Below are 19,943 nucleotides of genomic sequence, written 5' to 3' on the forward strand. Positions count from 1 at the left end.
CCCGCTCTCCAGGCCCCGCCGGCACCGTGACCGGGGCCGGCGCCCCGGGCGGCCCCGGCCGCGGAGAGCAGAACCCCCGCGCCGGCCCCTGCTCTCCAAGCCCAGATCCGCGCCGGAACCGGGGCGGAGCACCCGGGCGGCTCGGCGGTGGAGGGCGCCGCGTCGGCCGTCCCCCACCCGGTCACCGGGCCCCGGCCCGTCCCGTGCCGGGGCCGGGGCGGAGTGCCCGGAGGAGGCCGACGGCGATGAGTGCGGCCCCGGCCGCCGCGGCGGCGCACAGGGCGAGGGCGGTGTCGGGGAGCCAGGCCACCAGCGGGCCCGGGCCCATCTTGGCCGCGGCTGCGGCCAGGGCGGCGCAGGGGACGGCGCCGGCCAGGCAGTGCAGGGCGGCCGCGGCGGCGCGGCGCGCCCGGGAGGCGGCCGGGGCCGGGCGGCGCAGCAGCAGGGCCGAGCGCCCCGCCGCCAGCGCCAGGGCGGCGGCCAGCGCGGTGCAGCCCCACACCGCCGCGTGGTAGCCGGCCGCCGAGGGGGCGTCGGCGGGCGCCGGTCCGCCGGCCAGGATCCTGGCGGCGCCGAAGCCGGCCTCCATCACCGCGCCGTCCTGGATGAGCCCGTGCAGGTTCTGCTGGAGGACCAGGGCGGTGTCCTGCTCGGGCAGCAGGAACAGCATGGCCGAGTACCCGGGTGAGGCCCCGGTGTGCCAGACCGCGCCGTCCAGCGGCGCGTCCAGGCCGCCGACCCGCCAGCCCAGCCCGTAGCCGGTGCCCTCGCCGGAGGGGTCGAGTTCGCCCTCGGTGCGCATCAGCCGCACGGACTCCGGGGTGAGGACGGCCTCGCCCTCGGCGGTCCTGCCGGAGCGGAGCTGGAAGGCGGCGAAGGCGGCCAGGTCGTCCAGGTCCCCGCCGAGGTAGCCGTAGGCCGCGCCGTCGCCGTCCATTCCGTCGGCGATCGGGGCGGGTACGCCCCACATCGGCTGGTGGCCCGGGGCCAGGCCGCGTTCGGCGGCCGAGGCCCGGTCGGCGATTGCTCCGGTCATGCCCGCCGGCTCCAGGACGGACTCCTTGAGGTGGTCGGCGAAGGGGCGGCCGGTGACCGACTCGACCACCGCGGCCAGGACCAGGTAGTTGGCGCTGGTGTAGGCGTAGGCGGTGCCGGGCGGGCCGAGCGGGCGCACGTCGTCCAGTGCGCCGATCCGCTCGGCCGGGCCGGGGCAGTCCGGGTCGAGGCAGTCGGCGACCGCGAAGGTGGCCGAGGCGGGGAGGCCGGCGGTCTGGGCGAGCAGGTGGCCGACGGTGACCCGGGAGGCGTGCCCGGGGCCGCCGAACCGGAAGTCCGGCAGGTGGTCGGTGACCGGGTCGTCCAGGCCGAGCCGCCCTTCCTGGGCGAGGACCAGCACGCTGCTCGCGGCGGCCGGTTTGGCCACCGACCCCCACAGGAACGGGGTGTCGGCGGTGACGGGGCCGCCCCGGCCGTCGGTGCCCCAGGCCCGCCGGTGGACCGGGCCGTCCGGGCCGACGACGGCGTAGGCGAGGCCGGGGGTGCCGGTGGCCTGCATCCGGTCGCGGACGTAGGCGTCGAGTTCGGCGTAGCGGCCGTTCCCGGTGGAGGCCTCGGCGGGCGGCGCGGGCGGGCCGGAGAGCAGGAAGAGCGGCAGGGCCGCGGCGACGGCGGCGAGGCGCCGCAGGCGGGTGCGCATGGGGGTCTCCTCGGGTGGTGGCGGAGGGCGGCACGGATAACCGTATGCCCATACGGTTTTTACCGTATGCTGATACGGTCATCAAGTGCCGAGAATCGCCGATCACGAAGAGCGGCGGCGCCAGATCGCCGCCGCCGTCTGCGGGCTCATCTCCGAACACGGCCTCGACGCCGTCACCGTCGCCCGCACGGCCGCCGCCGCGGGCATGTCGGTGGGGCTGGTGCAGCACTACTTCCGCACCAAGGACGACATGCTGCTGCACGCGTTCAAGGAGGTCAGCGCCCGGATCCGGAGCCGCGCCGAGGAGCGGATCCGGGCCGGGACCGAGCACCGGCGGCCCATCGCGCGGGTCATGGCCGAGGTGATGGCCGAGTTCGTCCCGCTGGACGAGACCCGGCGGACCGAGTTCCGCGTCTTCCGGGCGTTCGCCGGCCGCGCCCTGGACGCCCCCGCCCTCGCCCTGGTCGACGCGGAGACCGCCGGCCGGATGCGCGAGGACTTCGCCCGGGCCGTGCACAACGGCAAGGAGTGCGGCGAGGTCGACCCGGACCTGGACCCCCGGCCCGCCGCGGTCCGCCTCACCGCCGTCACCGAGGGGCTGGCGATGCAGGTCTACCGGGACTCCACCGGTCCCGGCGCGGCCGGCGCGGCCGAGCTGTCCGCCGCGGTCATCGAGGCCGAACTCGCCGCGGTCTTCACCGGCGAATGCCACCAGTACACCGGCCCGCCCCGGCCCTGACCTCCGCGGACGGGGCTGCGGCCGAACCGCCCCGGCGCGCCGCCCGGAAGGACCGGGGCGCCCCGCGGCCTCCGGCGACGGAAGCGGCCGGGAGAGCGCGGAGGGCGCCGCCGCGGAGCACGGCGGAGGGCAGCGCGGACCGCGCGGCCGGCGCTCCGGGTACCCGATGTCGGCCCCTTGGGATAGGGATGGCCCCTGCCCCCGTCGATGGAGACCGAGGAGACCGATGAACGGCGCCTACTCCCCCGTTCCCGAGCTGAACGCGCTCAAGGAGTTCCAGGACGGCCTCGAAGGCGGATTCTTCTCGCCCGGCTTCGAGCTGTTCGAGTACGGCAGGGACGTGGACTGGTTCTGCGGCGGTGCGCCCGACGCCTACCTGGACCGGCTCGTCCCCTTCGCCTACGCGACGTCCTCCGGCTCCTACTACGCCCTGTGGCGCCGGGACGACCGCACCGACCTCGCCGCCCTGCCCGTCGTCTTCTTCGGAGACGAGGGCGACCTGCAGATCGAGGCCTGCGACCTGCGCGAGCTCTTCCGGCTGCTCAGCGTGGAGTCGGACGACCCCGAGGAGCGCACCCGCCTCGCCCCCGCCCGCCAGGAGTACCTCGCCTGGCTGGACCGGACCTTCGGGCTCGCGCCGTTCGACAGCGCGGACGACGCCGACGGGGCGGCCCTGGCCGAGCACACCCGCCGGTTCGCCGAGTGGGTCGCCGAGTTCGCCTCCGAGGACCTCCTCGACCAGGTGCTCGGCGCGCTCGGCCTGGAGCGGCCCGCCCTCTGACCCCGGCCCGGTCCCGGAGGGCCCGGCCACCGGAGCCGGGCTCCCGCACCGGCGGCCCCGATGCCGGTCCGCGCGGAAGGCCGGTGCGGGTCGGCCCCGGTACCGACCGGCGCGGAACAGAACCCCGGCGGTCCCGGCGGCGGGACGCCCCCGCCGCCGGGGCCGAACGGGCCGGGCTCCCGCACCGGCGGTACCGGCCGGTGGGGGCCTACCGGGCGGGGACGAGGCGGCCGGCCTCGGCGACCACGCGGCCGGAGTGCAGGACCAGCCGGCGACCGGGGTGGCCGGCGACCGCCTCGGGGACGCCGGACGCCTCGACCGCCACCAGGTCGGCGCGGGCGCCGACGCGGACCCCGTAGTCCTCCAGGCCCAGCGCCGCGGCGGCCTCGGTGGTGGACAGCGCGGCCGCGACGTGCAGCTCCTCGTCGGTCATCAGGCCCTGGCGCAGCCCGATGATCGTCGCCCGCTCCAGCATGTCGCCGGTGCCGTAGGGCCACCAGGCGTCCCGGATGTTGTCGGAGCCGGCGAAGACCCGCACGCCGGCCTCGCGCAGGCGCAGCACCGGCGGCATCGGGCCGGCCGGGCCGTTGGTGAGGACCGACACCCCGGCGCCGGCCAGGGCCGCGGCGGTGCGGTCCAGCGACGCCGCGTCCAGGTCGCCGAGGCAGTAGGCGTGGCTGACCGCCACCCGCCCCTGCAGGCCCAGCGCACGGGTCCGGGCGGCGATGTCGCGCAGCTGCCCGGCGCCAGCCTCGCCGGGGTCGTGCAGGTGCACGTCGACGCCGGCGCCGTGCCGCTCGGCGAGTCCGAAGACGGTGTCCAGCTGCCCGCCGGCGTCGCCGTCGAAGCCGAGCGGGTCGAGGCCGCCGACCAGGTCGGCCCCCTCGCGCAGCGCCTCGTCCAGCAGCCGGTCGACGCCGGGCGCCGTGGTGACGCCGCTCTGCGGGAACGCGACGATCTCCATCGAGACCAGGTCGCGGACCTGCTCGCGCAGCTCCACCAGGGCGTGCAGGTTGTCCAGGCCGGACTGCGGGTCGACGTCGGCGTGGGTGCGGATGTGGCCGGTGCCCTGGGCCGCCATCCGGTGCACCAGGGCCCGCGCCCGCTCGGCCACCGGCACATCGAGGCCGCGGCGGATCTCCAGCTCGGCCTCGACCCGCTCGCGGATGGTCCCGCCGGGCACGTGCGGCCGCCACGGGGCGCCGAGGAAGGTCTTGTCCAGGTGGGCGTGGCCGTCGACGAACGCCGGGAGCAGCAGCGCCCCGCCCAGGTCGATCCGCTCGCCGCCGTCCGCGGGCGTTCCGGCCCCGGTGCCCGCCTCCAGGATCGCGCCGATCCGCCCGCCGTCGATGTGGACGTCGGCGCGCCTGCCGTCGGGCAGGACGGCGTCGGCCAGTACGGCGGGATGCGCGGAGGTGCTTTTCACAGGGCTTTCCCAACGTGCGAGAAGAGGAGGGGACGGGTCCGCTGCGGCCGCCCGGCCGGAGCGGCCCGGCGTGCGGGAAGGGCACCGGGGCGCCGATGCGGCCCGTGTCGGCCGGGGCCGGTCCGAGCGGCCGGACCGACTCTGCCGCATTTTCCGCGCCGGGTCCAAGAGGCGGTGCCGATGGACGCGATCGGCGCCGCCTATACGGGCGTCCGCTGCCTTCCACCGCCCGGCCTCGCCTTTCCCCGGGTCCGGCGGCGCGCTCCCGCCGCGGTCCGGTCTCCCGGCGGGCGCGGAGGCCCGGGGCGTCCCGATCCGGCCCGGCGGTGCTCTGCCCCGGGCCGAGCCGCACCGCTTCCTCCGCACCGCCGAATTCCCGGCGGGGGCGCCGCGCCGGCGGCGGGCCCGCCCGCGGTGCCGCCCGGCGCATCCGGGAGGCGGCCGGAGACCCCGGGGCGGCCAGTCCGGGGCGGTCAGCCCGGGGCGGGGGCGTCCGCGCCGGAGGAGCGGGCGAGGGCGGCGAAGGCGCGCGCCGCCGCGCCGGTGTAGGCGCCGTCCCTGCGGAGCAGGGTGACGGTGCGCGCGGGCAGCGGCGGGTCCAGCGGGATGGGCTGCAGGTGCGGGTGGTCGCGGGCGATCGCGTCGGGCAGCACGGTGGCCAGGGGGCCGCGCCGGACGATCTCGGTCAGCGCGGTGATCGAGTCGGCCTCCACCGCGATGCCGGGCCGGATCCGGTGCTCGGAGAAGTAGGCGTCGATGTGTCCCCGGGTGGCGAAGTCGCCGCTGAGCAGCGCCAGGCGGAGGCCGCCCCCCGCCCCCACCGGCAGCGGGCGGTCGCGGCCGGCGTGCGCGTGTCCGGGGCCGACCACCAGGCTGAGCGTCTCGGTGAACAGCGGGGACGCCTCGAGGCCGGGCGCGTGCGCGCCGCTGAACGCGATGCCGAGGTCGAGCCGGTCGTCCAGCAGGGCCGACTCGATCCGGTCCTGGCTGCCCTCCTTGATGTCGAAGGTGACGCCGGGGTGCCGGGCGTGGAACCCGGCCACCAGGGGGCCGATGAAGTAGACGGTGAACGTCGGCGTCATGCCCAGGCGCAGGTGCCCCCGGGAGAGGTCCTGGACGTCGAGGACCGCGCGCTCGGCCGCCGCGAGGTCGCGCAGGGCCCGGCGGGCGTAGTGCGCGTAGGCCTCGCCGGCGTCGGTGAGCCGGACCGTGCGCCCGGTGCGGTCCAGCAGCTGCACGCCCAGTGCCTTCTCCAACTGCCTGACCTGCTGGGACAGGGTCGGTTGGGAGATGTGCAGGTCTTCTGCGGCGCGGGTGAAGTTGGCGTGCTCGGCGACGGCGAGCAGGTAGCGCAGATGGCGGAGCTCCGGTCCCATGCCCCGACCATAGACCGCATCGATCGCTTTGATCAATATCAAGTCTTGGACACTATAGAAGCTGGTCGTGCATGGTGGTTCACGCCGCTCAGAACCGACTCCCCGACCGAAGGGAAGAACCGTGCACCATCTCGCCGAAGGGGTGAGCCGCTTCCGCCGCGACGTGTTCCCGGAGCGGGCCGGGCTGTTCTCGCGCCTGGCCTCCGAGCACCGGCCCGGAACGCTCTCCATCGGCTGCTCCGACGCCCGCGTCGTCCCCGAGCTGATCACCCAGCAGGAACCGGGCGAGCTGTTCGTGGTCCGCACCGCCGGCAACCTCGTCCCCGCGCACACCCCGGGCGCGGACGGCATCGCGGCGAGCATCGAGTACGCCGTCTCCGTGCTGGGCGTCGCCGACATCGTGGTCTGCGGGCACTCCGCCTGCGGCGCGATGGCCGCGCTGGCCGAGGGGCGGGACCTGTCCGGCGCCCCCGCCGTCGCCGACTGGCTGCGGCACGCCGACGCCTCCCTGGCCCGCACCGCGCCCGACCGCCGCGGCGACGTGGCGGCCCTGGTCCGGGAGAACGTCGCGGTGCAGCTGGACCGCCTGGCCACCCACCCCAGCGTGGCCGGGGCCCTGGCCCGGGGGACGGTGCGGCTGCACGGCTGGGTCTTCGACATCGGCACCGGCTCCGTGCAGGAGGTCGGCGCCGCCGCCCGCCCGGTCCCGGCCGCCTGACTCCGCCTGACCCCGCGGCCCGGCCCCGCACGACCGCCGCCCCGCGCCCGCGCGGCGGCGGAGACCGAGAAGCAGCGCAGAGAAGAAGCAGAGAAGAAGGAGAAGCACCATGCCGCACGCCCAGTTCGAACCGACCGCCCGCGAGGCCCTCGCCGCCGACGCGGTCGAGGCCAAGATCCGCAAGGACCTCACCTGGGAGCGGATCGCCGAGGCCGCCGGCCTGTCCACCGCCTTCACCACCGCGGCCGTGCTCGGCCAGCACGCCCTGCCCGAGCAGGCCGCCCGCGGCGTCGCCGAGCTGCTGGGACTCGGCGAGGACGCGGTGATGCTGCTGCAGACCATCCCGACCCGCGGCTCCATCCCGGGCGGGGTGCCCACCGACCCGACGATCTACCGGTTCTACGAGATGCTCCAGGTCTACGGCACCACCCTCAAGGCGCTGGTGCACGAGCAGTTCGGCGACGGCATCATCAGCGCCATCGACTTCCGGCTCGACGTCGAGAAGGTGGCCGACCCCGAGGGCGGCGAGCGCGCGGTGATCACCCTGGACGGCAAGTACCTGCCCACCAAGCCGTTCTGAGCCCGCCCCGGCCCGCCCGCTCCCGGCGGGCCGAAGCCGCCCCGGGCGGGCGGGGCCCGCTCCCCCGCCCGCCCCCTTTCCGTCTTCGCCATATCCGGAGGAACCCCGTGGACTTCGCCCGACGCACCATCGAACTCGCCCGGCGCAACGTCGAGGAGGGCGGCCGCCCGTTCGCGACCGTCATCGTCAAGGACGGCGAGGTCGTCGCAGAAAGCCCCAACCTCGTCGCGCAGACCGGCGACCCCACCGCGCACGCCGAGGTCATCGCGGTCCGCGAGGCCTGCACCCGGCTGGGCACCGAGCACCTCACCGGCGCCACCGTCTACGTGCTGGCCCACCCCTGCCCGATGTGCCTGGGCGCGCTCTACTACTGCTCGCCCGACGAGGTCGTCTTCCTCACCACCCGGGACGCCTACGAGCCGCACTACGTCGACGACCGGAAGTACTTCGAGCTGAGCACCTTCTACGCCGAGTTCGCCAAGGACCCCGCCGACCGCCGGCTGCCCATGCGCCACCGGCCGGAGGAGGACGCGGTGGAGGTCTACCGGCTCTGGCAGCGCCGCAACGGCGGCGAGCGCCGCGTCGCCGGCGCCCCGACCGCCGAGGGCTGAGTCCCGGCGGACCCCGCGGGGGCGGTGCCGGGCCGGCGAACAGGGCCCGGCGCCGCCCCTCGCCCGTTCCCGGGGGCGGCCGGTCCGCCACCGGAATCCGGAGGGCCCGCGGGCCGTAACCTCCCCGGCGGCCGGGTACTGGTGAAGGGGACGCCGTACCGGTCGCGGGCCGGAACACCCCGGCGGGGCCCGTCGGCGGCGTCCGACGGCAGCGGCACCGCGCGCCGCCGGGCGCCCCGCGCGGCTTCTCCGGGACCGGCCGCCGGGCCGGCCCGGCGGCCGGTCCCGGAGAAGAATCCGGGAATCCGCGGCCGCCGGTGTCGAGAACACCGGGCCGGCTCCGTCCCAGGGGCAGAGGCGGCCGCGGACGGGCCGCCCGAGGACACCGCCGAAGGAGCGATCACCATGCAGCCGACCGAGATCACCGAGGTCCTGAACCGACCGCACAGCCGGGAGCTGCTGGCCCGCGACGTGACCCGCCTGGCCTACGTCGCCGCGGACGGCACTCCGCGCTGCATCCCGATCGCGTTCACCTGGAACGGCTCCGAGATCGTCCTGTGCACCACGGAGAACGCCCCGAAAACGGCCTCGCTGCGCCGGAACCCGGAGGTCGCCCTGACCATCGACACCGAGGTCCACCCGCCCAAGATCCTGCTCATCCGCGGACGCGCCGAGCTGGACGTCGTCGACGGCATCCCGGACGAGTACCTGCAGATGAACGGCAGCTACGAGATGACGCCCGAGCAGCGGGCGGAGTGGGAGGCCGAGGTCCGCTCGCTCTACGACACCATGGTGCGGATCGTCATCACCCCGACCTGGGCCAAGCTCATCGACTTCGAGACGACCCTGCCCACCGCGGTCGAGGAGCTGATCCGCCGGCGGGACGAGCGCACCCGCGCCTGAGACCGGCGCGACCGGAACAGCCCGCCGAGAAGAGTCCGAGGAGAGGACCATGGCCAAATACCTGCTGCTCAAGCACTACCGGGGCGCGCCCGCGTCCGTCAACGACGCGCCGATGGACCGGTGGACCCCGGAGGAGGTCTCGGCCCACATGCAGTACATGCGGGACTTCGCCGCGCGGCTCGAGGCCGCCGGCGAGTTCGTCGACAGCCAGGCGCTCTCCCCGGAGGGCGTGTTCGTCCGCTCCGGCGGCGAGGGACGCCCGCCGGTCACCGACGGCCCGTTCGCCGAGACCAAGGACCTGATCGCCGGCTGGATGGTGATCGACGTCGAGACCTACGAGCGCGCGCTGGAACTGGCCGCCGAGCTGTCCGCGGCGCCCGGGGCGGGCGGGAGGCCGGTCCAGGAGTGGCTCGAGGTGCGGCCGTTCCTCGCCCCGGCGTCCGCGGCGGCCGAGTGAGCGGGGCGCCGTGAACGAGGCGCTGCTGCGGGAGCTGGTGCCCGCGGTGATCGGCGTGCTGGTGCGGCGCGGGGCCGACTTCGCCTCGGCCGAGGACGCCGTGCAGGAGGCCCTGGCCGGCGCGGTGCGGACCTGGCCGGAGGATCCGCCGCGCGACGCGAAGGCCTGGCTGGTCGCGGCCGCCTGGCGCAGGTTCCTCGACGCCGCCCGGGCCGAGGCGGCGCGGCGCGGGCGGGAGGCCGCCGCGGCGGCCGAGCCGCCGGCCGGCCCGGTGCCGGGCGCGGACGACTCGCTGTGGCTCTACTTCCTGTGCGCGCACCCGTCGCTCTCCCCCGCCTCGGCCGCCGCGCTGACGCTGCGCGCGGTCGGCGGCCTGACCACGCGGCAGATCGCGGCGGCCTACCTCGTGCCCGAGGCGACCATGGCGCAGCGGATCAGCCGGGCCAAGCGGCGCATCGCGGGGCTGCCGCTGGACCGGCCCGGCGATCCGGCGACGGTGCTGCGCGTCCTCTACCTCGTCTTCAACGAGGGCTACGGCGGGGACGTGGACCTGGCGGCCGAGGCGATCCGGCTGACCCGCCGGCTGGCCGGCGCCACCGGCGACCCCGAGGCGGCGGGCCTGCTCGCGCTCATGCTGCTGCACCACGCCCGCCGCGCGTCCCGCACCGGCCCGGGCGGCCGGCTGGTGCCGCTCGGCGAGCAGGACCGGTCCCGCTGGGACACCGGCCTCATCACCGAGGGGGTGGCGGTGCTGCAGGCGGCGCTGGCCCGGGACCGGCTGGGCGAGTACCAGGCGCAGGCGGCGATCGCCGCGCTGCACGCGGACGCCCCCAGCGCCGAGGAGACCGACTGGGTGCAGATCACGGAGTGGTACGACGAACTGCTGCGCCTCACCGGCAGCCCGGTGGTGCGGCTCAACCGCGCGGTCGCGGTCGGCGAGGCCGACGGGCCGCAGGCCGGCCTGGCGGCGCTGGAGGGGGTGGATCCCGCCCTGCCCCGCTACGCCGCGGCCCGCGCCCACCTCCTGGAGCGCGCCGGCGACCTGGAGCGGGCCGCCGAGCTGTACGCCGAGGCGTCCCGCGCGGCCGCCAGCGTGCCGGAGCGCGACCACCTCGTCCGCGAGGCGGCGCGGGTGCGGCGGTCGCCGCGCCGGTGAGCGCCGGGCTCCCCGCCTCGCTCCCGGCGGCCCGCCGGCGGAGGCCGCGCCGCGGACACGGCCCCGGCCGCCGGAGGACCCGGGCCGCCGGGCCGGGGCGCCCCTCCGTCAGCGGCCGACGGTGTAGACGGACTGGGTGCAGCCGGCGCCGAGCACCCTCGTGGAGACGTGGGTGAGCTCGACGTCGGCCTCCAGCGGCCCGAAGAGCGGGATGCCGGTGCCGATGAGGACGGGGACCCGGGTGATCGTGACGTCCTCGACCAGGCCGGCCCTCAGGAACGCCTGGACCACCTGCCCGCCGTCGGCGTAGACGCGCTCGGTGCCGCGCGCGGCGAGGTCGGCCACCAGGCCGTCGAGGTCGCGGTGGACGCCGACCCGCTCGTCGGCGTCCTCGGCCATGCGGGTGCTCAGCACCGCGACCCGCTTGCCCGCATAGGGCCAGGCCTCCGGGCCGAACCCGACGAGGGTCTCGTAGGTGGCGCGGCCCATGACCACGGTGTCGACGCGGGCCATGAACTCCTCGTAGCCGGCCTCCCCGGCGTCGTGGGCGGTGAGCCAGTCGAGGTCGCCGCCGGGGCGGGCGATGAACCCGTCGAGGCTGGTGGCGATGTAGACGGATGCGGTGAAGGGGCGCTCGGACGCCATGGGTCTCCCTACCTCGTTCTCAAGAGTCCGCTCCCGGCCGCCCGCAGGGCCGGAAGGACCTGGGGGCGGCCGGGTGCGGCGGTCACGGGCCCGCCGCCCGGGCGGCCGGGAAGGATCGGCCGGCCGGCGCTCCGGGGCCCCGGCCGCTGGCCGGGACGGGCGGGCGGGTCCTTCCGGTGCCGGCGGGCGGCGGGGTGTCGTACAGGTCAGGTGCGGTGGGGCCGCAGGACGCGGTCGAGTTCGGCGCGGAGCGGGGCGCCGTCCCCGCCGCCCTCCACCGCCCACAGCAGCAGGGCCCCGTTGTAGGCGACCTGCACGGTGCGGGCCAGGTCCTCCGCGTCGGTCCCGGGGGCGAGCTCGCCGGCCGCTGCGGCCTCGCCGAGCAGCGCGGCGAGCTCCGCGCGCATCCGCGCCGCCTGGGCGGCGGCGCAGGCGCGGAACTCCGGGTCGGTGAGGTCCAGCTGGAGGAAGCCGAGGTTGCCCGCCATCTCCTCGGGGGTCCGCACCCCTGAGGCCAGGGCGGCCGTCGCGGCGTGCAGCGCGGCCAGCGGCGAGCCGTGCCCGGCGCGGGTGCGCTCGAACGCCGCGGCGGTCTCCGCCTCGCCCCGCCGGGCCAGGGAGAGCAGCAGCCCCCGCTTGGAGCCGAACCTCTGGATGAGCGTCGCGGGGGCCAGGCGGGCCTCCTCGGCCACCGCGGCGAGCGTCAGGCCGGCCGGGCCGCGCCGCCCGACGACCCGGGCGGCGGCGCCCAGGATCGCCTCGTCGCTGGTGGTGCGGGGTCTGGCCACGTGCTCCTCCTACGCCTCCGGGAAGGTCCGGTCGGCAGCCTAGCGGCCTCTCCCCCGTTTGTAAATCAACGTTCATTTACTAACGGGCGCCGGCCGCCTCCCCGCTTCCCGGGATCCGGGCGGAACCGGGCCGCACCGGAGGACTCCACCGGCCGCCCGGCGCGGTCACCGGCGGCCGGCCGTGTGCGCCGGGCCACCCCCGCCGTGTACGGAATCGGTCACTGACCGGCCCTCCCGGGCCCCAGCATGGCGGCACGATCCCGCACCGACCACAGGAGCACCCATGGCACGCGACTCCTCCGGGAAGTTCTCCTCCTGGCCGACCGACTTCGCGCTGATCGTCATCGGCCTGCTGCTGATCGTGGCCTGCGAGCACATCGGCTGAGCGGAACCGGGCGGCCCTCCTCCGCCTCTGCCCGATGATCTCGACGCTGCGGGGGTGCCAGAGCACTCTGCCCCCGCAGCGTCGAGATCATCGCCCTGGGGCGGGTTCCCGGTCTAGGCCCGCTGGCCGCGGAGCCGGTCGGCGACCCAGTCGGGGCCGATCTCGCCGTCGCCGCGGCCCAGGGCCACGTACAGGTCCTCCAGGTCGATGTGGCCCGCCGCGCGGGCGACACCGGTCATCTCCCCGGACGCCTCGGCGTCGATCAGCGGGCCGAGCCCGATGATCCCGGCCAGCAGCGAGCGGCCGGCCTCCTCGTCCTCCTCGCGCCGGCGCTCCCGGTGCCAGGTGGTGATGCCCATCCGCGCCTCGCCGGTCTTGGCCGACTCCAGCCACGCCTCGTCCGGGCCGGCGAAGGCCTTGGTGATGACCTGCACGGTGTCGCCGTCGCGCAGCGCGTGCGAGGGCGGGACGAACCGCCCGGCGATCATCGCCGCGGAGAACCGGTTGCCCACGTCGGGCCCCAGGGCGTAGGCCGCGTCCACCGGGGTGGAGTGCTCGGGCAGGGTGAGCACCCGGCCGTCGGTGGTCACCACGGTGATGCTGCCGACCAGGTCGGTGCGCATGCCGCGGAGCAGCTCCTGGGCATCGGCCCGGTCCTGCCAGCCGAGCAGCCGGGTCAGCCAGTCGGGGTCGGTGGTGCGCTCCCGGGTCAGCCGGCCGTCCCGCCCGGTCCCCTGCCGGATCTCGGCCACGATGCCCAGGTCCGACACCAGCTGGGAGTGGGTGTCGCAGATGATGACCTGCATCGGCCCGGACCCGGTGTGCACGCTGGTGTGCAGCGCCTTGTACAGGTTGAACTTGGGCACCGCGATGAAGTCGCGGAACCTGCTGCGCTGGGGCTGCCAGCGCCGGTGCACCGCCCCCAGCGCGAGGTAGGCGTCGGACTCCTGGCGGACCACCACCAGGAAGCGCACGGTGTCCAGCGGGGCGATCCGCTCGCCGAACCCGGAGGTGTGCACCGAGTACAGGTGGCGGTCGCGCACCTCCACGTCGGCGCGGACCCGGAACTCCGACAGCGCGTCGCGCAGGTTGCGCCGGACCGTGTGCACCCCGCCCAGTTCCTCGCCCTCGTAGCGGACCTTCTCCACCCGGGCCCTGGCCGCCTCGTGCGCCTCCGGCTCCAGGTAGGCGAAGCACAGGTCCTCCAGCTCCCGCTTGATCCGGTAGACGCCCAGCCGCTCGGCCAGCGGGATGAGCAGGTGCCGGGTCTCCTCGGAGATGCGGATCCGCTTGTGCGGGGGCTGGAACTGCAGGGTGCGCAGGTTGTGCAGTCGGTCGGCGAGCTTGATCAGCAGCACCCGCAGGTCCTCGCGGGCGCCCAGGACCATCTTGCGGATGGTCTCGCCCTTGGCGGCCTCGCCGTACTCGACCTTGTCCACCTTGGTCACCCCGTCGACCATCACCGCCACCTCGGGGCCGAACTCCGCGCCCAGGTGCGGGAGGCTGAACGGGGTGTCCTCCACGGTGTCGTGCAGCAGCGCGGCGACCAGGGTGGCGGTGTCCAGGCCCATCTCGGCCAGGATCATCGCCACCGCCAGCGGGTGGGTGATGTAGGGCTCGCCGCTCTTGCGCCGCTGCTCGCGGTGGAGGTACTCCGCCACCGAGTAGGCGCGTCCGAGCAGCGCCGCATCGGCCCGGGGGTACCAGCGCAGGTGCTCGGCCACCAGCCGTCGGGCTTCGGGGTCGGCGGGGCCCCGGGCCGCGAAGGCGGCGTTGAGCCCGCGCCACCACTCCGACGACGCGGTCAGATCGGTGCTCGCCATGGGCCGATGCTACTCCCGGCCCCCGACCCGGGTGGGACCGATCCCGAAGGACGGGCCCCGGCCGCCCCGGACGAAGGGCCGCCCGTTCTCCACGACACGCCCCCTGACCGGTGCTTTCGCGCCCGCGGAGCACCATCATGGGCGCATGGCCGCCGACTCCACCGCACCCCCTTGGCGGGGCATCGCCCGCCACCCGGACCGCCGCTCCGAGGTCGGGCCGGTCGAGCTCTTCTTCGACCTGGTCTACGTCTTCGCCGTCATCCAGCTCTCGCACCTGCTCATCGACCACCTCAGCTGGCAGGGCTTCGCGCAGACCGCGATCGTCTTCGCCGCCGTGTGGTGGGGGTGGAACTACACCGCCTGGGCGATGAACTGGCTGAACCCGTCCAACACCCTGGTCCAGCTGCTCAACGCGGTGCTGATGCTGGCCTCGCTGGGCATGGCGGTGGCCATCCCCTACGCCTTCGGCGACTCCGGGCTGCTCTTCGCCGGGTGCTTCGTGTTCATGGGGGTGGTGCGGCCGCTCTTCATGATCGCCGCCTTCCGGGGCCGGACGACGGCCGCGAACTACACCGCGCTGCTGGCCTGGTCGGCGCTGGCCGGGGTGCTCTGGATCGCCGGCGCGCTGCTGCCGCCGGAGGTGCGCCCGTGGGTGTGGCTGGCGGCGGTGGCCGTCGACTACGCGGCGCCGCTGCTGAACTTCCGGATCCCGGGGCTGGTCAGTGCGCCGATGGAGCACTGGGACACCGACCCCGGGCACCTCGCCGAGCGGAACCGGCTGGTCTTCATCATCGCCCTGGGCGAGTCGATCCTGCTGATGGGCGGCGCCCTGGCCGAGGAGGGGGCGGCCGACGCCGGGGTGCTGCTCGCCCTGGTGCTGGGGTTCGCGGCGCTGACCGTGCTGTGGTGGAACTACTTCGCGCTGGCCGGCCACGACGTCACCGGGGGCGAGGGCGGGACGGGGGCGCTGCGGTTCGCGTTCGCCTACGCACACGCCCTGATGGTCTTCGGCGCGATCCTGGTCGCGGTCTCCATGGAGCTGCGCCTCACCCACGACCACCTCACCCCGGCGGTCGTGCTGGTGACGGTCGGCGGCCCGCTCGTCTACCTGGCGGGCAACCTGCTGTTCCTGCGCTCCCGGTTCGGCCGGATCGCCCGCTCCCGGCTGGTCGCCGCCGCGCTGCTCGCCGCGATCGGCGCGGCGGCGCTGCTCTGGCCCGGCCCGCTGCCGGTGGCCGCCGCCACCCTGCCGGTGCTGCTGGTGATGGCGTCGCTGGCGGTCCTCACCGCACGCTCCCGGGCGGCCGGCGGCGGCCCGGCGGGCGCCCCGGCCCGCGGCTGAGCGGACCCGCCCGCCGGGGCGGGGCCGTCCCGGCCCCCGTTTCGGCCCCGCCCGGGTTCAGCCCTGCCCAGACGGCCCCTCCCAGCGGGCCACACCGCCCGAAAAGACCTGCTCACAGTGCGGCCGGCCCCACTTCAGCCCTGCCCGGACGGCCCCTCCCAACGGGCCACACCGCCCGAAAAGACCTGCTCACAGTGCGGCCGGCCCCACTTCAGCCCTGCCCGGACGGCCCCTCCCAACGGGCCACACCGCCCGAAAAGACCTGCTCACAGTGCGGCCGGCCCCACTTCAGCCCTGCCCGGACGGCCCCTCCCAACGGGCCACACCGCCCAGCCCGGAGACCTGCTCGGAGGTGTAGTGCGGCTGGTCGGCGCGCGGGCGCCAGTCGGCCAGGTGCACCACCCCGGGCGGCACCGGTGCGACGTCGGCGAAGAGCGCCTTGATCTCCTCCTGGGTGCGGACCCGCAGGTTCCCGCTGGTGGAGCGGTAGGCCTTGCCGGCGAAGTCGGCCCGCTCCGGGTGGGTGTCCGACTCGGCGTGGGTGATCGCCAGGTGCGAGCCGGGAGCCAGGAAGCCCAAGTGGCGGCGGATCAGCGCGCGCGGCTCCTTGTCGTCGGTGACGAAGTGCAGGACGGCGAGCATCAGCAGCCCCACCGGCCGGTCCAGGTCGATCCGGGAGACCAGCTCCGGGTGGGTGTAGATCGACTCGGGGTCCAGCATGTCGGCCTGGACCACGCCGGTCAGCTCGGGGTCGTCGGCCAGCAGCGCCTCGGCGTGCACCCGCACCGCGGGGTCGTGGTCGACGTAGACGACCCGGGCGCGCGGGTGGCGGCGGCGCGCCACCTCGTGCACCGGGTCCTGGGTGGGCAGGCCCGACCCGATGTCCACGAACTGGTCGATGCCCTGCTCGCAGAGGTGTTCCACGGCCCGGACCAGGAACATCCGGTTGGCCACGGCGCTCTGCCGGGTCTCCGGCAGGGCCTGCATGATCCGGTCGCCCATCTCCCGGTCGACCGCGTAGTTGTTCTTGCCGCCCAGGTAGTAGTCGTAGAGCCGGGCGGGGCTGGGCACGGTGGTGTCGATGCCGTCGGGGATGCCCGGCTGCGGCGGGGGCGTCTGGGTCATGGGGGCCCGTTTCCGTGTGGGGGGTGGGGCCGGGGCGGTGTGCCCCGGATCACCGCCACTGTAGGGGGAGCCGGGCGCCGGGCGCACCGGCCGCGCGGCCCCCGGGGGGTCACCGCACCCGCCGGCGCGCCCGCTTGGCCTCCCGCTCCAGGGCCCAGGCGTCGGCGATCGGGCCGAGGTGGCCGAGCTTGTCGGGGTTGTTCACCCCGCGGACGGTCTGGATCCTTCCGTCGAGCACGTCGAGGACCACGACGTGCAGCACCTTGCCGTCCCGGTCCCGGAAGAGCGCGCCGGGCTGGCCGTTGATCTCGCGCTCCTCGATGGCGATGCCCATCCCGAGCACCCGGGGGAAGAACCCGCCCAGCACCCGGGCCACCTTCTCCGCGCCCACGACGGTCCTGGGCAGCTGCGGGGCCTTGCCGCCGCTGTCCCCGACCAGCTGCACGTCGGCGGCGAGCAGGTCCTGCAGCCCGTCCACGTCGCCGTCGTGCAGGGCGCCGAAGAACCGGGCCGCCAGCCTGCGCTGCTCGCGGCGGTCCGCCTCGAACCGGGGCCGCCCGGCCTCCATGTGCCGCCGCGCCCGCACCAGCAGCTGCCGGCAGCCCGCCTCCGAGCGGCCCACCGCGGCGGCGACCTCCCCGTAGCCGAAGCCGAACACCTCCCGCAGCAGGAAGACCGCCCGCTCCAGCGGGCTGAGCCGCTCCAGCAGCAGCAGCGCCGCCATCGACACCGAGTCGGCCAGCTCGGCCGAGCGCGCCGGGTCCTGGTAGGGGTCGCTCAGCAGCGGCTCGGGGAACCAGGGGCCGACGTACTCCTCCCGCCGCACCCGCGCGGAGCGCAGCACGTCGATCGAGATCCGGGTCACCGCGGTCGACAGGAAGGCCTTGACCGAGTCGGGGGCGGTCTCCGACCGGTCGAAGCGCAGCCAGGTCTCCTGGACGGCGTCCTCGGCCTCGGCGACGCTGCCCAGGATCCGGTAGGCGATGGAGAACAGCAGCGGCCGCAGCTCCTCGAACTCCTCGACCTTGTCCACTCCGCTCCCCTTTCCCGGGATGTGCTCCAGGCCGTTCCTACCCGGGGCGGGCCCGGGGCCGCCCGCGCGGGCCCCGGGCCTGCCCGCAGCACCGCTCAGTGCTGGAACTGCCCGACCTCGTAGGAGCCGGCCGGCTGCCGGGTGATGACGTTCATCCGGTTCACCGTGTTCATGAAGGACACCAGGGCCACCAGGGCGACGAGCTCCTCCTCGGCGTAGTGCTTGGCCGCGCGCTCCCAGACCTCGTCGTCCACTCCGCCGGCCGCGTCCGCGATCCGGGTGCCCTCCTCGGCCAGTTCCAGCGCGGCCCGCTCGGCGTCGGTGAAGACGGTGGCCTCCCGCCAGGTGGCGACCAGGTTCAGCCGGACGGCGCTCTCGCCGGCGGCGGCGGCCTCCTTGGTGTGCATGTCGACGCAGACGGCGCAGGCGTTGATCTGGCTGACCCGCAGCGCCACCAGCTCCCGCACCGTGGCGGACAGCGGCGATTCCTTGACCGCCTTGCCCGCGGCCATGATGTGCTTGGCGATCCGGCCCGCGGTCGGGGTGGTGAAGTAGTCGAGTCGCGCTTCCATGGTCGCTCCTTGCTCCTCGTCGGTTGCTCTCACCACTTGTGACGAGGCGGCCCGGCCCCCTGTGACACGGGCGGGTGTGACCCGCGTCTCCCCGCACGTCCGGCGGGCGGCAGCCCCTCCCGAACAGGGCATAGGAAAAGACCGAAACCCCCCGCGCCGCAGCGGAGCAAAACCGCGAACCAGGACGTACCCGCACGCCCCGGCGGGGTTTTCCGCGCGGGCCGGTCTCCGGTGAGCGGCGCCGGGGTAGCCACGGCCGTATGACCGCGACACAGAGCGAACACGGCACGGCCGCCGCCACCACCCGGATCGTCGACCACTACGACGGACGCAAGCGGGCCTGGGTGAAGGAGGCGGTCCGGCTGCTGCACGCCGACGCCACCCGGTCGGCCGACACCCACGTCTTCCAGTTCCCGCTCCCCCGCGACTGGGGCATCGACCTCTACGTCAAGGACGAGTCGGTGCACCCCTCCGGCAGCCTGAAGCACCGGATGGCGCGCGCCCTGTTCCTGCACGCGCTGTGCACCGGGTGGATCGAGCCGGACACCCACGTCTTCGAGGCCTCCAGCGGCTCCACGGCGGTCTCCGAGGCCTACTTCGCTCAGCTCCTCGGCCTGAAGTTCACCGCCGTGGTGCCGGCCAGCACCAGCCGGGAGAAGGTCGAGCTGATCAAGGCGCACGGCGGCGAGGTGGTGAACCCCGGCCCCGACGGCGACATCGAGAAGAAGGCCGCCGAGCTGGCGGAGGCCGCCAAGGGCCACTTCATGGACCAGTTCACCTACGCCGAGCGCGCCTACGACTACCGGGACGACCACAACGTGGCGGCGACGGTCTTCCGCCAGCTCGCCGAGGAGCGCCACCCCGACCCCAAGTGGATCGTGGTGGGCGCGGGCACCGGAGGCACCGGCGCGACCATCGGCCGGCACATCCGGTTCAGCCGCCGCGACACCCGGGTGTGCGTGGTCGACCCGGAGAACTCGGCGTTCTTCCCCAACTGGACGGCCAACGAGGGCCGGCCCAAGAGCCGCTGGCCCAAGGACCCCTCGACCTGGATCAAGGGGAAGCCGTCGCACATCGAGGGGATCGGCCGCCCCTCGGTCGAGCCCTCGTTCCTGCCCGCGGTCGTGGACCGGATGATCGCGGTGCCCGACGCCGCCTCGATCGCGGCCATGCGCCTGCTCCTGTCCCGCCTCCGCCACCGCGCCGGCCCCTCCACCGGCACCAACCTGTGGGGCGCGCTGCGCATCGTCGCCGAGATGCTCTCCGACGGGGAGCAGGGCAGCGTGGTCATGCTCATGTGCGACCAGGGCGAGCGCTACATGCACAACTACTACGACGACGCCTGGGTGGAGAAGGAGCTCAAGCTGAACCTGGCGCCCTACACCAAGGCCCTGGAGGACTTCCTGTCCACCGGCCGCTGGAACGAACCGGAGCCGGCCCCGGTCCCGGCGGCCCGCCAGGCCTGAGCGCCGCCGCCCGCCCCGGCCTCGCAGCCGGGGCGGGCGGCGTGGGCCGCACGGCCGGCTCTGCGAGGCTCCGGAGCCTCCGCTCCCCGGCCTCCGGCCGCTCCGGTACCGGTAGCGCTCATACGCGCCGTCGAAGCAGAGGACCACCGGGCCTCCGTCCGGGTCATTCCCCGCCGGCGCCGCTCTCCGACGGTTCCAGCTCGTACCCTGCCCGGGCCTCCTCCTTCATGGAGTCCGGCGGCCGGTTCCCGGCGGTGGCCGACTGCTCCTTGCCGGTGCCCAGGTCCTTCGCGGTCACGTTGACGATGCCGTTGGCGTCGA

Annotated in this window: 19 protein-coding genes; 10 read left to right on the forward strand and 9 right to left on the reverse strand. The window is 75.5% G+C overall.

The window, feature by feature from the left end; translation table 11 throughout:
• Positions 1-181 precede the first annotated feature (181 nt).
• Complete coding sequence (locus D459_RS37315; RefSeq protein ID WP_017591927.1) at positions 182-1,696, reverse strand: serine hydrolase domain-containing protein; 1,515 nt, start codon at positions 1,694-1,696, stop codon at positions 182-184.
• 85 nt (positions 1,697-1,781) lie between these two features.
• Between D459_RS37315 and D459_RS0105135 the strand changes: the two genes are divergently transcribed.
• Together D459_RS0105135 and D459_RS0105140 are read left to right on the forward strand one after the other, a co-directional pair.
• Positions 1,782-2,435 carry a TetR/AcrR family transcriptional regulator gene (locus D459_RS0105135; protein WP_017591928.1) on the forward strand — a complete coding sequence of 218 codons (654 nt, stop codon included), beginning with the start codon at positions 1,782-1,784 and terminating at the stop codon, positions 2,433-2,435.
• Positions 2,436-2,661: 226 nt separating this feature from the next.
• A complete protein-coding gene (locus tag D459_RS0105140) occupies positions 2,662-3,216 on the forward strand; it encodes a hypothetical protein (RefSeq protein WP_017591929.1) in 555 nt (184 codons plus the stop codon).
• 208 nt (positions 3,217-3,424) lie between these two features.
• Here D459_RS0105140 and D459_RS0105145 read toward each other — a convergent pair whose 3' ends face one another.
• Together D459_RS0105145 and cynR are read right to left on the reverse strand one after the other, a co-directional pair.
• A complete protein-coding gene (locus tag D459_RS0105145) occupies positions 3,425-4,642 on the reverse strand; it encodes an amidohydrolase family protein (RefSeq protein WP_017591930.1) in 1,218 nt (405 codons plus the stop codon).
• Between the two features lie 473 nt (positions 4,643-5,115).
• On the reverse strand, positions 5,116-6,018 hold the full coding sequence (gene cynR / locus D459_RS0105150; protein WP_017591931.1) for a transcriptional regulator CynR: 903 nt from the start codon (positions 6,016-6,018) through the stop codon (positions 5,116-5,118).
• A gap of 121 nt (positions 6,019-6,139) precedes the next feature.
• On the opposite strand from cynR, the gene D459_RS0105155 reads away from it, so the two are divergent.
• The 6 genes from D459_RS0105155 to D459_RS0105180 all read left to right on the forward strand — a co-directional run bounded on the left by D459_RS0105155 (position 6,140) and on the right by D459_RS0105180 (position 10,443).
• The gene (locus D459_RS0105155) at positions 6,140-6,736 is read left to right on the forward strand and encodes a carbonic anhydrase (RefSeq protein ID WP_026120070.1); all 597 of its coding nucleotides are present in this window, start codon (positions 6,140-6,142) and stop codon (positions 6,734-6,736) included.
• Between the two features lie 109 nt (positions 6,737-6,845).
• Positions 6,846-7,316, forward strand: a complete 471-nt coding sequence (gene cynS, locus D459_RS0105160; RefSeq protein WP_017591933.1) for a cyanase — start codon at positions 6,846-6,848, stop codon at positions 7,314-7,316.
• Between the two features lie 107 nt (positions 7,317-7,423).
• Positions 7,424-7,927 carry a nucleoside deaminase gene (locus D459_RS0105165; protein ID WP_017591934.1) on the forward strand — a complete coding sequence of 168 codons (504 nt, stop codon included), beginning with the start codon at positions 7,424-7,426 and terminating at the stop codon, positions 7,925-7,927.
• Positions 7,928-8,332: 405 nt separating this feature from the next.
• Complete coding sequence (locus D459_RS0105170) at positions 8,333-8,830, forward strand: pyridoxamine 5'-phosphate oxidase family protein (protein ID WP_017591935.1); 498 nt, start codon at positions 8,333-8,335, stop codon at positions 8,828-8,830.
• Between the two features lie 49 nt (positions 8,831-8,879).
• Positions 8,880-9,287, forward strand: coding sequence for a YciI family protein (locus D459_RS0105175; RefSeq protein ID WP_017591936.1), 408 nt, complete (start codon positions 8,880-8,882; stop codon positions 9,285-9,287).
• Positions 9,288-9,297: 10 nt separating this feature from the next.
• A complete protein-coding gene (locus tag D459_RS0105180; RefSeq protein WP_017591937.1) occupies positions 9,298-10,443 on the forward strand; it encodes an RNA polymerase sigma factor in 1,146 nt (381 codons plus the stop codon).
• Positions 10,444-10,551: 108 nt separating this feature from the next.
• On the opposite strand, the gene D459_RS0105185 is transcribed toward D459_RS0105180, so the two are convergent.
• From D459_RS0105185 to D459_RS0105200, 3 genes are all read right to left on the reverse strand, one after another.
• Positions 10,552-11,088 (reverse strand): dihydrofolate reductase family protein, encoded by a 537-nt coding sequence (locus D459_RS0105185; protein ID WP_017591938.1) that lies wholly within the window; start codon positions 11,086-11,088, stop codon positions 10,552-10,554.
• 206 nt (positions 11,089-11,294) lie between these two features.
• A complete protein-coding gene (locus D459_RS0105190) occupies positions 11,295-11,876 on the reverse strand; it encodes a helix-turn-helix domain-containing protein (RefSeq protein ID WP_017591939.1) in 582 nt (193 codons plus the stop codon).
• A gap of 498 nt (positions 11,877-12,374) precedes the next feature.
• Positions 12,375-14,084, reverse strand: a complete 1,710-nt coding sequence (locus D459_RS0105200; RefSeq protein ID WP_017591941.1) for a RelA/SpoT family protein — start codon at positions 14,082-14,084, stop codon at positions 12,375-12,377.
• A 145-nt stretch (positions 14,085-14,229) separates the two neighbouring features.
• Here D459_RS0105200 and D459_RS0105205 point away from each other — a divergent pair, with 145 nt between their 5' ends.
• Complete coding sequence (locus tag D459_RS0105205; RefSeq protein ID WP_017591942.1) at positions 14,230-15,426, forward strand: low temperature requirement protein A; 1,197 nt, start codon at positions 14,230-14,232, stop codon at positions 15,424-15,426.
• Between the two features lie 288 nt (positions 15,427-15,714).
• Here D459_RS0105205 and D459_RS0105210 read toward each other — a convergent pair whose 3' ends face one another.
• The 3 genes from D459_RS0105210 to D459_RS0105220 all read right to left on the reverse strand — a co-directional run bounded on the left by D459_RS0105210 (position 15,715) and on the right by D459_RS0105220 (position 18,156).
• Complete coding sequence (locus tag D459_RS0105210; protein ID WP_017591943.1) at positions 15,715-16,551, reverse strand: SAM-dependent methyltransferase; 837 nt, start codon at positions 16,549-16,551, stop codon at positions 15,715-15,717.
• 109 nt (positions 16,552-16,660) lie between these two features.
• On the reverse strand, positions 16,661-17,584 hold the full coding sequence (locus tag D459_RS0105215; RefSeq protein WP_017591944.1) for an RNA polymerase sigma-70 factor: 924 nt from the start codon (positions 17,582-17,584) through the stop codon (positions 16,661-16,663).
• 95 nt (positions 17,585-17,679) lie between these two features.
• Positions 17,680-18,156: a carboxymuconolactone decarboxylase family protein gene (locus tag D459_RS0105220; RefSeq protein WP_017591945.1), complete on the reverse strand. Its 477-nt coding sequence runs from the start codon at positions 18,154-18,156 to the stop codon at positions 17,680-17,682.
• Positions 18,157-18,416: 260 nt separating this feature from the next.
• Between D459_RS0105220 and D459_RS0105225 the strand changes: the two genes are divergently transcribed.
• Positions 18,417-19,622: a PLP-dependent cysteine synthase family protein gene (locus D459_RS0105225; protein ID WP_017591946.1), complete on the forward strand. Its 1,206-nt coding sequence runs from the start codon at positions 18,417-18,419 to the stop codon at positions 19,620-19,622.
• The last annotated feature ends 321 nt before the right edge of the window (positions 19,623-19,943 follow it).

It is taken from the genome of Nocardiopsis potens DSM 45234 (genome assembly GCF_000341105.1).
Taxonomy (GTDB): domain Bacteria; phylum Actinomycetota; class Actinomycetes; order Streptosporangiales; family Streptosporangiaceae; genus Nocardiopsis_A; species Nocardiopsis_A potens.